The sequence below is a fragment of the Paenibacillus polygoni genome, assembly GCF_030263935.1.
In the GTDB taxonomy this organism is placed as follows: domain Bacteria; phylum Bacillota; class Bacilli; order Paenibacillales; family Paenibacillaceae; genus Paenibacillus; species Paenibacillus polygoni.
The window spans coordinates 2,897,616-2,917,203 of the sequence record NZ_CP127162.1 but is presented as its reverse complement, the minus strand read 5'-3'; the positions used below and the strand labels follow the sequence as shown (position 1 = coordinate 2,917,203).

At 41.2% G+C, this 19,588-nt stretch carries 12 protein-coding genes; 10 read left to right on the top strand and 2 right to left on the bottom strand.

The window, feature by feature from the left end; genetic code table 11:
• Positions 1–333 precede the first annotated feature (333 nt).
• Together QPK24_RS13985 and QPK24_RS13980 are read left to right on the top strand one after the other, a co-directional pair.
• A complete protein-coding gene (locus QPK24_RS13985; RefSeq protein ID WP_285742053.1) occupies positions 334–2,115 on the top strand; it encodes a methyl-accepting chemotaxis protein in 1,782 nt (593 codons plus the stop codon).
• A gap of 13 nt (positions 2,116–2,128) precedes the next feature.
• Positions 2,129–5,854, top strand: a complete 3,726-nt coding sequence (locus QPK24_RS13980) for a non-ribosomal peptide synthetase family protein (protein ID WP_285742051.1) — start codon at positions 2,129–2,131, stop codon at positions 5,852–5,854.
• A 177-nt stretch (positions 5,855–6,031) separates the two neighbouring features.
• Here QPK24_RS13980 and QPK24_RS13975 read toward each other — a convergent pair whose 3' ends face one another.
• Both QPK24_RS13975 and QPK24_RS13970 read right to left on the bottom strand, forming a co-directional pair.
• Positions 6,032–7,873 (bottom strand): cache domain-containing sensor histidine kinase, encoded by a 1,842-nt coding sequence (locus QPK24_RS13975; RefSeq protein WP_285742049.1) that lies wholly within the window; start codon positions 7,871–7,873, stop codon positions 6,032–6,034.
• Between the two features lie 6 nt (positions 7,874–7,879).
• Positions 7,880–9,514: a response regulator gene (locus QPK24_RS13970; RefSeq protein ID WP_285742047.1), complete on the bottom strand. Its 1,635-nt coding sequence runs from the start codon at positions 9,512–9,514 to the stop codon at positions 7,880–7,882.
• Positions 9,515–9,747: 233 nt separating this feature from the next.
• Between QPK24_RS13970 and QPK24_RS13965 the strand changes: the two genes are divergently transcribed.
• The 8 genes from QPK24_RS13965 to QPK24_RS13930 all read left to right on the top strand — a co-directional run bounded on the left by QPK24_RS13965 (position 9,748) and on the right by QPK24_RS13930 (position 19,440).
• Positions 9,748–11,139: an extracellular solute-binding protein gene (locus QPK24_RS13965; protein WP_285742045.1), complete on the top strand. Its 1,392-nt coding sequence runs from the start codon at positions 9,748–9,750 to the stop codon at positions 11,137–11,139.
• A 79-nt stretch (positions 11,140–11,218) separates the two neighbouring features.
• A complete protein-coding gene (locus QPK24_RS13960) occupies positions 11,219–12,115 on the top strand; it encodes a carbohydrate ABC transporter permease (RefSeq protein WP_285742043.1) in 897 nt (298 codons plus the stop codon).
• A gap of 12 nt (positions 12,116–12,127) precedes the next feature.
• Entirely contained in the window at positions 12,128–13,015 is an 888-nt protein-coding gene (locus QPK24_RS13955) for a carbohydrate ABC transporter permease (protein WP_285742041.1), read from the top strand.
• 81 nt (positions 13,016–13,096) lie between these two features.
• Complete coding sequence (locus tag QPK24_RS13950; protein ID WP_285742039.1) at positions 13,097–14,032, top strand: dihydrodipicolinate synthase family protein; 936 nt, start codon at positions 13,097–13,099, stop codon at positions 14,030–14,032.
• 24 nt (positions 14,033–14,056) lie between these two features.
• Positions 14,057–14,776, top strand: coding sequence for an N-acetylmannosamine-6-phosphate 2-epimerase (locus tag QPK24_RS13945; protein WP_285742037.1), 720 nt, complete (start codon positions 14,057–14,059; stop codon positions 14,774–14,776).
• Complete coding sequence (locus tag QPK24_RS13940; protein ID WP_285742035.1) at positions 14,776–15,666, top strand: ROK family protein; 891 nt, start codon at positions 14,776–14,778, stop codon at positions 15,664–15,666. Before QPK24_RS13945 ends, QPK24_RS13940 begins: the two co-directional genes overlap by 1 nt.
• A gap of 250 nt (positions 15,667–15,916) precedes the next feature.
• Positions 15,917–17,674: an ABC transporter ATP-binding protein gene (locus tag QPK24_RS13935; RefSeq protein WP_285742033.1), complete on the top strand. Its 1,758-nt coding sequence runs from the start codon at positions 15,917–15,919 to the stop codon at positions 17,672–17,674.
• Positions 17,671–19,440 carry an ABC transporter ATP-binding protein gene (locus QPK24_RS13930; RefSeq protein ID WP_285742032.1) on the top strand — a complete coding sequence of 590 codons (1,770 nt, stop codon included), beginning with the start codon at positions 17,671–17,673 and terminating at the stop codon, positions 19,438–19,440. Before QPK24_RS13935 ends, QPK24_RS13930 begins: the two co-directional genes overlap by 4 nt.
• Positions 19,441–19,588 lie beyond the last annotated feature (148 nt).

Below are 19,588 nucleotides of genomic sequence, written 5' to 3'. Positions count from 1 at the left end.
AATATAAATTTCAGTATGTTCATCTTTATTTAAACAAATAGAAAATTCCCGGAAAAAATAAATAAAAAAAGGTATAAAAAATCCTTGAAGAATAACCGATTAGTTAATAGGACCTATGGTGGAAGGGGATATCTACATAGGGATATACGTAAAATAACTTTTTTTGGGTTTTATTAACATTAATTTCTTAGAATTAATAATGCTGTACTACATTTCAGTAGGGAAGGGATGGATGACATAAAGAGAAGGTCACATAGGATCAATGAAAGATGGGAAAATGAGTTGTTTTCCTATGAAGAACTACAAGGACATATTGGGAGGAGAAATACAAATATGAATAAAAAAAGCAACTTTATTCAGAAGCTGAATTCCATCTTTAAAAATCAAAGTATTGTCACACGAAATATGATATTTACAAGTCTTTATATTATTCTAACGGGCGCGGTAGTGATTTGGTACAGTTACTATATTCAAGGTAATGTGCTGACGCATCAGCTTCAATCTGATTCCGGAAAAATAATGGAAACTCTAGCTAAACAGGTGTCAACGGAAGATGCCAAAGAAGCAAAAGATACAAAAGACCCGACTTCTCCTGTGCAGCAGAAATTAATGAAAACCTTTGAAGAGTTAACCGCTACGCATCCTAATATTGCACAGGGGTACATATTTGGTCCTGAGCTTGAGAATGGGAACAAGACATCAATAATTGCTCTTTCCCCAGTTCTATTAGAAATGTTTAAAGAAAGTAATATGGGGCTTGGTGATTTATATGAACAACCCAAGCTGCACGTAGATGCCGTAAAAGAGATGTTTAATACAAAAGAAATCTCCTATACGAAAGCCTATAACGATGATTTTGGTACATGGATCACAGTCCTGTATCCTTTTGTAGATCATAACGGAGAAATATTTGCCTACATGGGAATTGACGTAGATGCAAGTTTAATTGCTTCAGGTAAGATCGAATTAATATCTTCTACGCTTATAGCGCTGCTAATTACATTAATCATTGTTCTTGTAATGCAGTACTATACGATGAAACGTACTTTTAAACCAATCAGTGATTTAAAAGGCGCCTTAGAAGAACTAAGTAACGGTGATTTTACAGTTCAATTAAAAACAAGTGATGATGAATTTGGACAAGTAAATGCGAAGTTTAATATGACAGTTAACCATATGAACGAATTAGTGAGAACGATTAAAAAAGTATCAGAACAATCCGCTGAGCAATCAAACCTTCTATTTTCAACGGTAGAATCAAATAACAAAAACGCCTCAGAAATTACGAAGAACATGAAAGAAATGTCTGATAGTGCAGATATGCAGAGTGTTTCGATTACCGAAAGTGTGGTCTCGCTAGAAGAAATAACGACAGGTGTTACTACGATTGCAAGCAATACGACAGAATTATCCGAGATTTCTTTACATATGAAGGAACAGTCCGAATTAGGTAATCACAATATCGAGCAAGTTATTGAGCAAATGAATTCGATTAATTACTCTGTCAAAGATTCCGTTGATATTATCGAAAAATTACAGAGTCGATCTCAAGAGATTGGACAAATCGTACAGGTAATTACTGAGATTGCGGCACAAACAAACCTACTTTCTCTAAATGCAAGTATTGAAGCAGCTCGTGCTGGCGAAGAAGGACGCGGTTTTGCGGTTGTAGCAGGTGAAGTGAAAAAATTATCCGAGGAATCAAGAAAGTCTGCCGATCAGATTGCTGAGTTAATAAGGTTCATTCAAGACGAAACGGAACTCGCAGTGAAAGCGATCGGTGAAGGGGAAGAGAAAGTCGAGACAGGCATTCGTGTCGTCAGAGAAACGGGTTCGCTATTTGAAGGAATATTACTTTCCACAGATTCCGTAACGAGTCAAATCCAAGAAGTATCCGCAGCTACACAGCAAATGGTTGCCGAAACGGAACAGATTACCGCTTCTATTAAGCAACTTGCTGTACTAGCCGAGAAAAATTCCTCTGTATCTACGGGCATTCAAATAAGTACTCAGGAACAACAAGCTACCTTTGCTCAAATCTTCGAGTCTGCTGAACAACTGAATCAGGTATCAGGCAAACTAGAAAGCTTAGTTGAACAATTACAAGTAAAATAGGAGCTGATTAATTTTGAATACAACACTACTAACTAGACATGGCAAAGAGTATTGGATGAACGAGTTACAGCTGCCTTTGCCAGGATTTTATATGTATACAGACTATCCGGCAAAGATGTCAGGCAGAACCATGAAGGAAATGGACATTTCACTGACTGGAAAGCTATCAAGATTTGAACAACTACATTCTTTGTATGATATGAACACTTGGATGCTCTCAAGTTATATCGTATTTTTGTACAAGATGAGTGGTGATAAAGATTTGCTGGTCGGAGTGAGCGATCATAAAGGCGGTATTCTCCCACTGCGCATCATGCTAAGTGGATCAGAAAACTTTCAAACCGTATATGATCAAGTAGACATGAAGCTGAAAGCAATCGAAGAAACGGATCATACACTGGCAGAAATCGGGGAATTTCTAGGTCAAACTATAGCTTTCCATACGCTCTATGGAGATCAGCTTCACCATCCGAACAGTGATTTACATTGGTTTGTAGGGCAGGGAGTGCTGGATAGCTGGAAACTTCATATTACCTATGCACAAGAGCTGTATGAAGAATCCACGATTCGCAAGTTTAGCGATAATTATGTATATCTCTGTAACGAGCTCATTGAACATATGAATATGCCAATTGATCAAATTTCTATAGTAACACCTGCAGATTTAGCCGCCTACGAGCAGCTCAATAATAAGAAGAAAGATCTGCCTTCTGAACTAACAATTACAGCCATGTTTGCTGCGACAGTAGAGAAATATCCTGAGCGGACCGCCATTTCCTATGGTGACCAAGAGATCACTTATCAGGAGCTTAATCATCTATCTACTTGTGTAGCTCAGATGCTGCTCTCTAATGGACTGCAGAAGGGTGAGTTCGTATCTATTTTTATGGAGCGCAGTCTTACTACTATTGTGAGTCTGTTTGGTATTATCAAAGCCGGGGGAGCTTATGTTCCGCTTGATCCTTCCCATCCGGATGAAAGAAATGCCTATATTATTGAAGATACGAAGTCAAGACTGATATTAGCTCAGCCAGATTTCACAGCAAAATTAAATTCACTATTATCAGATTTCGAAGTAAAACCATTAATTATTTATCCGCAGGTGAGTATGGAGTCATCCGAGGTAGATACGAATGTTACTCCTGCTATAGACTTGAACGGAGATGATCTAGCTTATGTTATCTATACATCCGGTTCAACAGGGAAACCAAAAGGAGCACTCATTTCTCATAAGGGTGTAGTGAATTTGGCGTTCGGCACTATGGACCATCTCCAGTTGACGGAGCAAGATATCATCTTACAGTATTCTACTTTCAGTTTTGACGCTTCGGTGTATGATTTATTTAGTTCACTTGTCAGTGGTTCCAGACTTCATTTGTTAGCAGATGAAGAACGTTTCTCTATTGATGCTTTTACAGAGGCCGTAAAACAAACAGGAGCTACAAGATTTGCTATTTTGCCGACGGTCTTTTTCAATCAGCTTGCAGCCCATTTGCCAGAAAATGAAATACATAGTTATCGTAATATTAAAAGTATTGCGGTTGCAGGGGAAGCTCTGCCTGGTGAAATGGTAAGAATGCTCCAGAAAAAACTATCCGTACCTGTTATAAATCTATATGGACCGACAGAGATTACTTCTGTTGCAACAGCACATGTGATTGACTACGAACTTCCAGAACATATCTCAACTGTAAGTATAGGTAAGCCGCTTGCGAACTATGAACTCTATGTGGTGGATGCGAATAATAAGCTTTGTCCGACCTGTGTGACGGGTGAACTCTTGATTAGTTCGATGGGTCTTGCGAAAGGATACTTGCATTTACCGGAAAAAACAAAGGAAGTATTCATAGCTGATCCGATTACAGAAGGTTCTGGAAAAACACTCTACCGGACGGGAGATCTGGTTAGACTTTTGCCAAATGGCGAAGTCGAGTATAGAGGAAGAAAAGATTTTCAGGTGAAAATCAGAGGTTTTAGGGTTGAAATTGGAGAGATTGAAGATAATTTAGCTAAGCATGAACTCGTTAAAGATATCGTTGTTTTAGCAAGACAAGACCAAGATGGTACAAAGATTTTGGTAGGATTTTATACATCAAATCATGGACAGGCAATTGCCCAAAGTGATCTTGTACAATTTTTAAGCAAAAAGGTTCCAAATTACATGATCCCTAAATACTTTAACCATTTAGAACAAATGCCTTTATCACCTACAGGCAAACTGGATCGTAAAAAACTAGCTCTGTACGAAATAAATATAGACCATGACGATACTGAATATGAAGCTCCTGAGAATGAATTACAGATACAAGTAAGCGAAGCTTGGCAAAAAGCGCTGGGACTCACTAGAATCGGTGTCCATGATGACTTTTTTGAAATTGGAGGGTATTCACTAAAAATTCTAGAAATTCTAGTAATTTTAAAACCTCATTTTCCGCAGCTGAAAATTAATGATTTCTTCGTGTACCCTACGATCGCAAAATTATCAGAGAGAATAGAAGAGATGGGTAGAGAAGAGATGCTTCAAGATGCAGCAGATCTGGCTAACCTTCCGATTCAAGATTTGGTAGAATATCCGCTTATCTTTGGTTCAGACCAAGCCAGGGAAGAGAACTTGTCGAAACAAAATAATATTTTACTTACTGGTGCGACAGGTTACTTAGGATCCCATCTGCTCTATGAATTGTTACATAAATCAGAAGCCGTTATTTATTGTCTGGTACGCCCTTCCCGTGAGCAGTCTTCTTTGGAGCGATTAACGGATGTAATGGAGGGATACTTCGGAAGTTCGATTGCAGAAGTGATGAATAACCGTGTAGTCATTATTGAAGGAGATCTCTCACAAGAAAACCTTGGTTTTAGTGAAGCAGACCGGATGCTCGTAGATAAGCTGGTTGATTCGATTGTACACTGCGGTGCTGATGTAAAACATTTCGGGGATTCTGAACATTTTGCAAGTGTGAACATTGATAGTACGAGACGACTCCTGAAACTAGCGAAGAAAAAACCTGATACCCGTTTCCATTTTATTTCTACACTGGGTATACCGGAGGATTTAGCTTTTAACGGTCAATGGGATGGTGTTGTTCAGGGATCAGGTTACGAAACTTCCTATATTGAGAATGTATACACGAACAGTAAGCTCGAAGCTGAGAAGCTTGTTGTGAAATATGGCGAGGAAGAGGGCGTAGCCGCTAGTATCTATCGTGTGGGGAATCTTTCTTGCAATTCTACGACAGGGGTCTTCCAGAAAAATATTGATCAGAATGCATTCTACCGGATGCTAAAAGCAATGCTTCTATTAGAGAAGGCGCCTAATGTAAGATGGGAAGTTGATCTGACTCCGATAAATTATGCGGGGGAAGCCATCATTGCTCTAGCTCTTCAGAAGGAAACGGTCGGTAAGGTGTTCCACATTTGTAATCCGGTTGCAGTTTCGTATGAACAAATGGTTGAATACTTTACCAACTATGGTTATGAGATTAAATTGTTAGGACTCCCTGAGTTTGAATCTTGGCTGCTGAATCCTGCAGAACCGAAAGATCAGACAGGACTTGAACTGGCTATGGCGCAGCTGGAAGGCGATGGAGCGAAAAATTCAGCATTTCGTTATGCTTGTCCGCAAACATTAGAGCATCTGATAGAGACAGGTGTAGTATGTGCTGAACCGGACGAATCTTTTATTCATCAACTAATTAAACATGCCGTAGATATTGGATATTTTCCTAAGGTAAGCAGCTAATTCACATGAGAAAAAAAGAACAAAAAAAGAACCGGCATTGCTGGTTCTTTTTTTGTTGTAATAGTAGAAAAATACTGTCCCTAATATGGGTGGATGGGATCCTGTTAGAACTCCTTTTACATGGAGCTTCCGCTGGCAATATAGAAACGCAGGAACGGTAGGAGGAGATATGGGTTTCTAGCTTTTCTCAGGAAAATCATGCGAATGATGAGCCGGATATAGGATAGTAATCTTGGTACCAGCTGAACTGCTCTCTACATGTAAACCATACGGATCGCCAAAATGATACTGAATCCGGTCATGGACATTTTTGATGCCAATATGATCCATATCAAGGCTGCTTGCCGGGTCATAAAGTTTGTTGCGAATCTCAAGCAGCTGATCTTCACTAATGCCTGCTCCATCATCTCTAATCTCAATACACATGACTTGATCTACGATTTCAGCAGTCACCTCCAAATTACCGGTTCCTTTTTTTTGCTCCAGTCCATGTACAATCGCATTTTCAATTAAGGGTTGAAGTGAGAAATGAACGACAGGCAGCTGGAGAACTGCTGGATCGCAAGTTTCACGATATTTGATTTTATCTCCAAAACGCATTTGCTGGATTTGAATATAAAGACGAGTATGAGCGAGTTCTTCTTCTAAGGGCACAAGTTCTTTGCCAGTCTGGATATGTACTCTGAACATTCTTCCCAGAAGCCCAACCATTTCCCCTATATCTCGTTGTCCTGAAATCACCGCTTTCATCTGAATTGATTCGAGTGCATTGGCGAGAAAATGAGGATTGATCTGGCTTTTTAATGCCCCATATTGCGCTAATTTTTGCTGAGCCAGCATATCAGATGTTTTTTCAAGGTTATTCTTCAAATCTTCCGCCATATTACTGATCCCTTGATATAAAATACCAAACTCATCCTTACGATTCGTATTGAGTTGTATATTCAGATTCCCCGAACCTACAGCACGGACTTGTCTGCTTAACAATATGATAGGTTTTGTCACTCTAGCAGAGAGGATCGCAAGAAATAACAAGGCTACGAGCAGTGTACATACCGCAAATCCAAGCAAGATAAAACGAAGAAACTCCGCGTTTTTCGTCATTTGTTTTTCATCTACATATTGAATGACTTTCCAGCCCGAGTAATCAGAGGTGACAAAATTAATATAGGATGGGGTTCCCTGAACAGAAGCATAGAAGTTACCCGAAGATTGCTTCGTGACTTGTTCCAATACCGACTTCTCGAGCATCGTTTCTTCACCGTCTACTTCAGTTTTCCCTTTGTAATCTCTCGCAGATGCATACACGGTGCTTCCCTTCTCATCTACAATGATGAAGCTTTGGTTACTGTTTTCTGAGAGACTGAGAATTTCTTTTAGTGAATCTGGGCGGAGGTCAACAAGAATGACACCCAGCGGCTGTTTGCTGCCGGTAATATTAATAACTCTACCGATGGAAATGACAGAATGCTCTTGCTCTCCTCCGATTCGGTGAAAAGGAGTATGTGTACCAAAGAGGACAATCTTCCCTTTTCCTTTCAAAATTTCCTGATACCATGGCTTATTTAGGAAGTCAGTCTCTACATAACTGTAACGATTAAAATCAGCTGAATAAAAGACTCGATTTCCTGCATAAATCTGAACACTGTCTACATTTTTAATCGTAATTTCGATGGTACTGACAAACTGTTCAATGACATTTCGATATTGATAGTTTTGGTCTTCTTCCGGATGCTGCAGCCATCTGTAAAGGGAATCCTGAAGACTGCTGTCAAGCTGAGCATTCAGCGTTCCTTTTTCAATACTTTGCAAATATTGATCAATGTTAAAGGAAAGATTGTTTAGAATCAGATTGGCACTGTTCTGATATTCATTTTTGATCGATTGCACTGAAAATAAGTAGATAAACCATGACATTACGGCAAGAGGAATCGTGATGATGAGAATCATGAGGACGAAAATTTGCTGATTTACACGTTTGAAGTGAAATTGTTTCAGCCAATGGGTGAGCAGCTCCAAATAAAATCACATCCCTATTCGTTTGCGATAGTCGGTTGGTGTCATGTGAGTAATACTGCGAAATGTTTTTACAAAATGCTTGTAACTTTTGTACCCACACATCAGACTAACATCGCTGATGAGAAGACTAGGGTCTTTCAGACATTCTTTGGCGTATCCGATACGAAGTTCCGTAACGTAAGTCATATAGTTTTTATTTAATTTTGTTTTGAATAATCGGCTTAGGTAAGAAGGGTTATAGAAAAATCGCTCTGCGACCATCTGAAGTGAGAGATCATGATCCAAATGCTGCTTCATAAACTTTTCGATCTCTAAAAAGATGTACGTATCGTTCGTTTCGGACAGGCCGCTGCTGCCACTCTGTTCTGGATTAGAAATAATCTGCTCTGCCCAATCGGCTAGCCAGGTAAACAACTGCTCTGAAGTTTGGAAATCTTCTATAAAGCGTAGTTTAATCAATTGTTCACTATAGATTTCGGAGGACAACGGATGATGATGATCCGTATAGCGCAGGATTAAGCTAATGACCTCTTGAAGAAAAATGAGCCATTGACGCGAATTTCCCCTTAAGTTCAGTTGATAAGTACGATGAGAGAAATTGAGAATAAGCTTACGAAGAGCCGTTGTATCTTTTTGTTCGAGTGTGGTCATGAGTTGTACTTTCTCCATTCCATCCAGTCTTATGGCCGAAAACTCTGCTTTTGGATGAGAAGAATTTGAGTTAGGAGAGAAGAAGTAGGTTTCCCGCTCGGAGTAACGAAGTAACAACAATTCCTCCGTATATCTAAAATGTTCTCCCATCTCGTACAGGGAGGACGAGGGATGCCCAATAGAAATATACGTTTTATGTGTTTGACCTTGATTTACCTTTTTCAGCGCTGCAGCAAGGTTGTGATCGTTCGGGTTCACATGCTGACAACAAACAATCACATATAATCGGTTCTGATGGAGGTACGAGAGTAGGGGGGAAGAATGTTCCTCCAAGCATATTGGAACGATCGGTATATGATCTGCAATGAATTGTAACATTTCACCGGTCCAATTTAGATCCGGTAAGGACAGGCTTCCATAGGGAGCAATGTGGGTACTGACAATGGGAATGTACATCGCATGCTCAGATTCTAATGGATAGGACAAAGAAAACGGTTTGTCAGGCAATTTTTTATCAAAGTTAGAATCTAATAACTGTTTTATAAGTTCACTCTGATTCCATTTGTTTTGTTCCTCCACTAGCATTAATCTCTTCTTCTGCTCCTCTTTTTTCGCTTGAATGAACTGGACTGTATTCTGGACTGATCTCATGCTCTCCTCGTACTCCAGCGGTTTCAGCAAATAATCCTGAATATGACCGAGGCGAATGGCCTGCTTCGCGTAATCGAATTCGTTATACCCCGTTAGGATGATAAAAAAAGTATCAGGCAGAAGCGGACGCAGCTGCTCAATCATCTCAAGTCCGTTCATTTCAGGCATCCGAATATCACTAATGATAAGATCGGGTCTCACTTCAAGTGCAAGTTGTAATCCATCTGCTCCGTTTTCAGCTTCATAAATGTCGTTAACGCCTAGTTCCTGCCACGGAAAATACTGCCTCAGTCCGGTTCGTATGATCCATTCATCTTCCACTATAAGCAGCTTACACATAGGTAGCACCTCGCATTTGAAGGATTTCATTACTAAGACAAGTTAATAGGTGATGTTTTTAACAATCATTATACAAAATGCAGGGATATGTAAAGATAGTTCCCTATAAATAAGTAAAAATTGTGTCCCAGATCTCAAATTACAGGGATTCTCGCTCCGCGAATTTTACATTATTCTTGAGATAGATCACGAAAAGAAATTTTTCGAGTATCGACTAACAAGGGGGAATGGCAATGATCGCTGTAAAGAAACGGATCACTGGTTTTATTTCCGTACTTCTCATGGTTTCTATGATAGCTGCTTGTAGTCCAAATCAAGAAGGTGGAACATCCACCCCAAACAGCGGGGAGAAAGGGAACACAGCAGAAAAACCGGCAGATACAAATAAACCGGTAGAGATTACATGGTGGAATTTCCCTACATATCAAGCCCTTGACGGGGAAGTAGGGAAGTACGAGAAACAGTTAATTGAGGCCTTTAATCAAAAACATCCTGAAATTAAAGTGAATCTCGAGATGATTACCTATGATGGAGGACCAGAGAAACTGAATGTAGCGATCGCCACAAACTCCGCGCCGGATGTAATCTATGATGCGCCAGGCCGAATTATTGACTGGGCGAAAAAAGACTTACTTGCTCCGCTGGATGACATGGTTACAGATGAAATCAAAAATGACATTGCCCCTGCATTTTGGAAGCAGTCAGTAGTAGATGAAACCATTTATATGTATCCAATAAATACGGCTCCTTTTATGATGGCTGTCAACAAGACTGTCTTTGAGAAAATCGGAGCACTTGATCTTCTTCCCTTAGATAAACCGGATCGCACCTGGACATTTGATGAATATAAGAAAGCTCTTGAGGCAGTAAAAGAAAAAGCACCGGACGTCATTCCTTCCGGATTCTATGCAAAAAGCCAAGCAGGAGACCAAGGAACACGCGGTTACCTTGCAAACCTTGGTATTTCCAGATTTCTGAATGAAGAGGGAAGTGCGGTGGCTATTAATACGAAGGAAGCAGGAGCTGCGCTGGACTGGCTTGTACAGGCGGAGAAAGACGGATTAGTCATATCAGGATCGGCATCACTTGCTGCTGCAGACGTCAATGATTTGTTCTTGCAAGGAAAACTTGCTTTCAGTATTAACTATTCCGCTGTACTTAGAGCACAGAATGCTCCGTTAAAACAAGCAGAGTTTGAAGATGTTCTTCTTCCTTATCCAACACTGGATGGAAGCGAGCCAAAGCTCGAACCTTATCTTGGAGGTATGGCGATCTTTAATAATGATGATGAAGCTAAGATTACTGCTTCCAAAACATTCATTGATTTTGTCGCGAATGACCCGGAATGGGGTAAAAAAAGCTTAATTCAGACAGGCGGTTTGTCGGTTCGGAATTCTATCACTGGATTATATGACGATTCAGAATATGAATACTCCGAGCTTGCACGGAAATTTGTGACAGATCCGCCGACCATTGCAGATGGTTATGCCGAAGTTCGTACGTTCTGGTTCCCAGAATTACAACGTGCTCTATTAGGTGCAGCTAGCGGCGAAGAAGCATTAAACACATTTGCAACCAAAGCGAATGAAGCGATTACAAAAGCCAAAGCAGCTACAGCAAAATAAGATCTGTGTACCAAAAAGAGAAAGCGTGCTTTCACGCACGCTTCTCTTTTAGTACAGATGTGAGGAAAGAAGGGGAATCATGAATCTTACATTCTTTCGAAATAAGCAGTACATATGGCGGGACTGGATCGCAAGTTATTTGTTTTTACTCCCGGCACTAGCATTTTTTAGTATATTTGTTGCTTATCCAATGCTGAAAGGGATCTACATCAGCTTTTTCTCCTATACACTTCGTGACTTTGATTTTATAGGGTTTGATAATTACCAGCATCTTTTCCAGGACGAAACATTCGGTAAATCGATGTGGAACACAATGCTTATCGTCTTAATCGCCGTCCCCGTTGTCGTCATCTTTTCTCTCTATGTAGCCATGATGATTTATCAAAAATCAGAAGGGATACGTTCCCTATTCAGAGGGATCTTTTATCTACCCGCTGTTTCCTCTGTTGTCAGTATTACAGTTGTCTGGGCATCGATCTACCATACCAATTATGGAATACTTAACTACCTTACAAGCCTATTTGGAATGGAACCTATAAACTGGCTGGGTGATACACGAACAGCACTTCTAGCTATTATAGCAGTTCTGATAACAACGTCAGTTGGACAACCGATTATCCTGTATGTCGCATCACTCGGTAATATTCCGAAATCTTATATTGAAGCTGCGCAAATGGACCGGGCAAACAGCTGGCAAATATTTAAAAACATATTGTGGCCCATGCTGATGCCAACGAACTTGTACATTATCGTCATTACCACAATCAATACGTTCCAGGTATTTGCGATTATTCAATTGCTAACCTCCGGTGGTCCGATGTACGCGACATCTACCGTGATGTACGGAGTATATGAGCAAGCCTTTAAATTAGGTAATTTCGGGATTGCAGCCGCAATGGGCGTTATTCTTGCTATCGTCATCGGTGCCATTTCATTTATTCAGTTTAAATATCTCGGCAGTGATGTTGAGTACTAGGAGGCATAAGGCATGATGTTTTTCTCGAAAATTACAGGATCCCGTCCAAGACCATTATCAAGCGGAACAAATCTGAGAAAAAAGACGCCCAGTATCCCTTCCCTTCTTGCTAATCTGCTGCTCATTTTTTTGGCACTATTGTTTCTGTTTCCATTTTACTGGATTGTCACTGGTGCATTTAAGGTACAAAATGTAGCGGTTGCCATACCGCCTCAGTGGTTTCCAGAAGAACCGACACTTGATAATTTCAGAGCCCTCTTCAAGAATCCGGTATGGCGCTGGGGATTCAATAGTTTTTTTGTAGCATCCTCCGAAATGATTGGGGTTTGCTTAACGGCATCCATGGCAGGATATGTGCTGGCAAAAAAGATGTTTCCTGGACGGAAATTTATTTTTATTCTGTTTGTATCTGCGATGGCACTTCCTAAGCAGGTAATTCTTGTACCGCTGTTTACGATGTTAGCCGATTTGAACTGGATTGATACGTATAAGGGCCTTATCTTACCCGCCATTGGGTGGCCGTTCGGTGTCTTTCTGATGAAACAATTCGCACAGACGATTCCTTCTGAATTAATGGAAGCAGCCAAAATCGATGGATGCTCCGAAATTCGATTGTTTGCAACGATTATTCTGCCGCTGCTGAAACCTGCACTTGGAGCACTGGCCATCTTCACTTTTATTAACGCGTGGAATGATTATTTCAGTCAGCTGATTATCACAAGATCCACACCGATGATGACCCTTCCTTTAGGTCTTGCGACTCTTCAAGGCGAATATACAACCCCTTATGGAGTACTGATGGCAGGAGCCGCACTAGCTTCCCTTCCGATGATTACGATCTTTCTCTTATTTCAAAAAGCATTTACGCAAGGGATTACGATGGGGGCAGTGAAAGGATAATTCGTTACAAAATGATCAGATTTGAGGCAGAGCTAAAAGGGAAGTATGGCACTCTATTTTTTCAGGAAAAGAGGGAGAGTTATGACAACCACGTTTGATTTGTCGAAATTCAAAGGGATTATTCCTGCTTTTTATGCTTGCTATGACGAAAAAGGTCAAATATCGCAGGAGCGTACTTACACTTTATGTGACTATTATCTTCAGAAACAAGTGCACGGTGTATATGTTGGGGGCAGCTCAGGAGAATGCATTTATCATAATTTAGAAGAGCGTAAAGCGGTACTAACTTTTGTTGCCGACCGTTTGAAAGGGAAAATGACGTTAATCGCTCATGTAGGTGCGCCTTCTACAAGAGACAGTATTCTACTTGCAGAGCATGCAGCTTCCCTTGGTTATGATGCTCTATCTGCGATTCCGCCTATCTATTTCACTCTTCCAGATCATGCAGTTTCCCGCTATTGGAACGATATTATTGAGGCGACATCACTTCCTTTTCTAATCTACAACATCCCTCAGACGACGGGTTATACGTTACGTACTTCTCTCTATAAGGAGCTTCTGAAAAATAAAAAAGTGATCGGAGTCAAAAATTCATCGATGCCTACTTTCGATATTGAGCGATTTAAAAGAACGGGGGGGCAAGATTCCATTGTCTTTAATGGTCCGGACGAACAGTTTGTAGCAGGCAGAATCATGGGGGCTGACGGAGGAATTGGAGGGACATACGGAGCGATGCCGGAGCTCTTCCTTATAGCGGATCAGTATATTGAACAAGGAAAATTCAGAGAAGCAACACAGATCCAGAGCGAAATTAATGAGATCATTACGGCACTTTGTTCCTTGGATGGTTCGATGTACGCAGGTATTAAAGAAGTGCTCCGAAGAAGGGGAGTTAATATCGGAGGCGTTAGACTTCCGCTTGCAGGAATCACAGTACAGGATAGTACTCGAATTAATGAGATCATCTCGCTCCTGCAACAAGCAGAAAGCCGGTTTACTTCAGAACGTAACAACTAAACATCATCACGGAGGAGATAGAATATGTCCATTAATAATCATGTACTCCAAAACGTAAAAGGGAAGTTAATTGTGTCATGTCAAGCACTTCCAGAGGAACCGCTTCACAGTCCGTATATTATGGGGAGAATGGCATATGCAGCCTATCTCGGCGGAGCAGCGGGGATTCGTGCGAACAGTGTAGAGGATATTGAAGAGATTAAGAAACAAGTCCTATTACCGATCATTGGAATTATAAAAAAAGTGTATAGCGGTTTCGATGTATTTATTACTCCTACACGAAATGAAGTCGATGCTTTAGTAAAGACAGGTGTGGATATCATAGCCCTCGATGCTACTGACCGAGTGAGACCGGACGGCACAACCATCACTCAGATCTTTCCAGAACTTAGAAAGGAATATCCGAATCAGCTTTTTATGGCAGATTGTTCTACTTACGAAGAAGGGGTTCAAGCAGAGAAACTTGGATTTGATTGTGTAGGGACAACACTTAGCGGATATACAGATGCAACCAAAGGACGGCAACTTCCTGATTATGCAATGGCTGAAATCTTGGTAAGAGACCTTACCATTCCCGTGATTGCAGAGGGCGGGATTTCCACTCCTGAGGAACTTTGCCGTTTATTCGACCTCGGTATTCATACTGCCGTCGTAGGCTCTGCTATAACGAGACCTTATGAGATCACCAAGCGATTTGTACACTCCATTCGGCAAAGTTATCCCCCTCTTGCAGGAAACCAGTAATGAACATACTGGCATGTGATATCGGAGGTACTACAATTAAGCTTGGGCTTTGCAGCTCTCTAGGCGAAATAACAGAGTATAAGGAATATGCAGCGGAAGCTTTTAAAGGCGGCATGTATATTATCGAACAGGTAATGGATTATATGTCGGCTTACGAGGGATATGAAGCGATTGGGATCAGTACTGCCGGGCAAGTTAATCCCCAAGATGGATCCATCTTGTACGCTAACCCGAATATACCGAATTATACCGGTGTACGGATAAAAGATATCCTTGAAGGTCGATTTGATAAACCAGTGAAGGTTGAAAATGATGTGAATGCAGCAGCTTTAGGCGAAGCTTGGATAGGAGCAGGACGTTCATTTACAGATTTTATATGTCTTACGTTCGGTACCGGTATCGGGGGAGCAATTGTAATGCAGGGTGAGATCTATAAGGGGATGAATGGAACGGCTGGTGAGTTTGGACATATGCTTCTGTATCCTATTAATGATATAGATGCGAAGTGGGATAGCATGTATGAAAACGCTGCCTCGACTAAAATACTTGTCCAAAAAGCACAGGTTATTGATCCCAAAATCATAGATGGAAGAATGTTATTCTCTCGAATAGATGCTGGGGAAGTGGAACTTCTCTCTCTATTGGAAAAATGGGAAAAAGAAGTTTCAAGAGGGGTAGCAACGCTCATTCATATTTTTAATCCGCCTGCTGTTATTGTGGGTGGAGGCATTATGGAACAGTCCTGGCTCGTTAAACGGATAGAAAAAAGTACACGAGAGATGCTTTTAGATAGTTTTCAACATACGCCGATCCTTCCTGCGGAACTCGGAAATAAGGCAGCTCTGATGGGAGCAGCATCTCTGTATCATAGGTATTCTAGGGCCGAGTAATTCATTTCATTAGAAAGCAAGCATCCTTATTAGGCGTTGGCCTGTAAAGGGTGCTTTTTTGCATCGTGATTATATTTAGCCAAAAATCCAGCCGGAAATTTATAACTATTTTTACCTAGGAAAAAAAGAAAACATACGGTAAACTGGTAAATATTTACTGTTAAAACTGTTTTTGTTCAAAGTTATATGAATTCATTTTGTAATGAAATGATTTCATTTATCTACATACACACATATGGGGGTGGGCTATATGCCCAAAGAAATGACAAAAGAAAAGAAAGTATCAATGACTTGGTTGTTTCAGTATTTGAGACCCGTAAAAGGCCGATTAGTAATCTTGCTAGTTATGTTACTCGTTTCAACAGGACTGCAGCTCATTAGTCCACAAATTATTAAACGATTTATTGATACGGCAGCAGCTGGAGGTGTACTGACTACACTTATACAGCTGGCAGGTCTATTTTTAGTCGTGGCTGTTCTAAATCAGGTCATAAATGTAGCCGTTAGCTATTTAGGTAACGATGTCTCTTGGCGGGCGACCAACCGACTTCGGGGAGACTTATTGAAGCACTGTTTAAGGCTTGATATGCGGTTTCATAACTTGAAAACGCCTGGTGAGATGATTGAACGCGTGGATGGAGACGTGACGAGTATTTCGAACTTTTTCTCCATGTTTATCGTTCAGGTCATTGGAAGCTTTGTTCTGCTCGCGGGAATTCTCGGGTTCATGTTCACTGTGAATTTGCCTATTGCTATCGTTATGACGGTATTTACCTTTGTTTCGATCTTATTTATGGCGTTCATTCGTAATTTAGGTGTTGGTCCGTCAAAGGATGAGCGTGAGGCAAGTGCTTCCTTATTTGGTCTCATTGAAGAACGAATTGCTGGTATTGAAGATGTGCAAGCGAACGGCAATGTGCCTTACGTGATGAATCGATTTCATCAATTAATGCGGACCGTATTCCTAAAAGGAAGAAAAGCGTGGATGATTCGGGTCATCCCATGGAATACGACGGTGATCTTATTTGCCTTAGCCGTTACTGCGGTGCTGCTGCTTGGCGTACATTACTATTTGATAGGTCAAATCAGTTTGGGTACGCTTTTTCTAATCTACCAGTATACCCAAATGTTAAACGACCCGATTGAGATGCTGGGCGATCAGGTCCAAGAATTTCAAAAAGCAAAGTCTGGTATGCTTCGTTCAAGAGAATTACTATCCCATCGAAGCAGTATTGTGGATGGGGAACAGGAGCTGCTTCCTCAAGGAGCTCTTGGTCTAGAGTTCGAAAAGGTGAGCTTTAGTTATAACAAAGATAAACCTGTGCTCAGAAATATTAACTTTACAGTTAAACCGGGAGAAAGACTTGGCATTATCGGGCGAACAGGCAGCGGAAAATCGAGTCTCAGCCGTATCTTGCTTCGGTTATACAATATAGACAGCGGAGTGATTCGTGTGGGTGGGATCGATATTACTACACTGAAGCTTCCGGCACTCTATCGCAGGGTTGGCATGGTTACACAAAATGTACAGTTGTTCGACGGCTCCCTGCGTGACAATCTAACTTTATTTGATGCAGGTGTGTCTGATGGTTCTATCCTGAAGACGACCGAACAGCTGGGACTTCGCAAATGGATTGATGCACAGCCGAGCGGACTGGATACACATTTGACGGCGGGAGGATCCTCCCTATCAGCAGGGGAAGCACAGCTATTTGCTTTAACGCGTGTCTTTTTAACAAAGCCGAGTCTAGTCATTCTCGATGAGCCTTCTTCTCGGCTGGATGCAGCCACAGAAACGATGCTGCAAATCGCAGTAGATCAACTAATGGAAGAGTGCACCGGCATTATTATTGCACACAGACTGGCTACCTTAGAGAAGGCGGACAAAATTCTAGTGCTAAGCGATGGTGAAATCATAGAGTTTGGGGCACGGAAAGAACTTGCACAGCGTCCAAATTCGCATTATGCAAGACTGCTGGCGACAGGCACAGAGGAGGAACTAGCATGACGGTAGCTGGATTTATAGGAAAATTATTTCGGTATAATCCCTTTTTATTCTTAATTAATGGAGTATTATGGTGTGTATTTCACTCTTTACCTCTTGCTATCGGCATTGGCATGCAGTGGTTCTTTGATCGGGCAACCGCTGCAAGTTCAAATGACTATATGTGGCTTGCGGTTCCGCTGATCTTTATTGCGGTGGTAAGATTCATCAGAGTAGGTACTTTCTTTACCGCATTCTATCAATGGATCACCTATATCTTTCATATTCAAGCGATACTTCGTACAAATATGCTCTCAGGCATAATGCGCTGGCCTGGTCGAAATTTACCTGCATCACCAGGCGAAGCGATGACTCGTTTTCGAGATGATGTGGATGAGACTGTAGAGTATGTAGAGTCATGGGTAGATTTTTGGGGGAAACTTGTTTTTTCGGTCGTATCGATCAGCATTATGGCGAGTATCAACTGGAAGATCATGCTGGTGGCAGTCTTACCTCTTGTACTCGTTACTTTCCTTAATAATTTGTCAGGGAATCGAGCCCGCAGATATGGACAGAAAAACAAAGAGGCAACTGGGCGCATTACCAGTTTTATTGCAGAATCCTTTGGTGCTGTGCAAGCACTGAAGTTAGGTCAGGCCGAAGATCATGTTCATGATCGCTTTACCAAATTGAATGAAGATCGCCGTCAGGCGGCGCTGAAAGATAATCTGTTTAAGCAGTGGATGAAATCACTCAATCAACATGTAATCAGCATATGTACGGGTCTCATTCTTCTTATGTGCGCTTCTGAAATGCAGGCAGGCCGATTTACGGTTGGAGATTTTGCTTTATTCACCACATATCTGGCTAATATCGGGTACAGTATTTCGCTATTCGGGTACATGGTTTTTCAACATAAGCGCCTTAAAATATCGTTTGACCGAATGCGTACTTTGTTTCGTCTTGGTGAAGAAGATCGAATCATTGAATCACGAAAAATCTATTTGAATGAGGAACCTCCTGAGCTACCTATCATTCATAGAGAGCCGAATGAACAGCTGAGAGTCCTCGAGGTAAACCGTTTAACCTACCATTATCCGAATTCAGATAAAGGAATTTCAGATATTAATTTTCGTCTTGAACGAGGGAAGTTTATTGTCATCACAGGCCGAATTGGTGCTGGTAAATCTACGCTTGTTCGCACGCTGCTTGGACTTCTTCCGAAGCAAGGGGGCACGGTCCGCTGGAATGGTGAGGAAGTCGATCCTGCCACTTTCTTAATGCCTCCACGAGCCGCATATACACCGCAGGTTCCTCGCTTATTCAGTGATACTCTAAAAGAGAATATTGTCCAAGGAAAGAGATCGAGTGTAGATGAGTCTTTAAATAAAGCCATTCGTCTTGCTGTTATGGAGAAAGACATTACCCATTTAGATCAAGGGCTCGAGACTTTTGTGGGACCTCGAGGGGTCATGTTATCTGGCGGGCAAATTCAGCGAGCAGCAACGGCACGTATGATCATGACGGGAGCGGATTTGTTCATATTTGATGATCTATCGAGCGCACTGGATGTAGAGACAGAGCAGCTAGTATGGGATGGATTATTTAAAGAGAAGAATGTAACCTGCATTGCCGTATCTCACCGTAAAGCAGCACTTACTAAAGCGGACCATATTATTGTAATGAAGGACGGGCGAATTGAAGCAGAAGGCAGTCTAAATAAGCTGCTTGAAGAAAATGAAGAAATGCAGCTATTATGGCAGGGAGAACAGGTGCCGGCCAGAGTTTAAATAGGCGTATTTACGGGTAAATTTACTACACCTCTTTGTTCATTGGAGAGGTGTTTTTCATTAATTAATGGGGATATACTTCATTTTGTTATCTCTTATGTTCTATGGTAGTATGATAGCGAAAATGAGAAAAGAGATTTATATAATT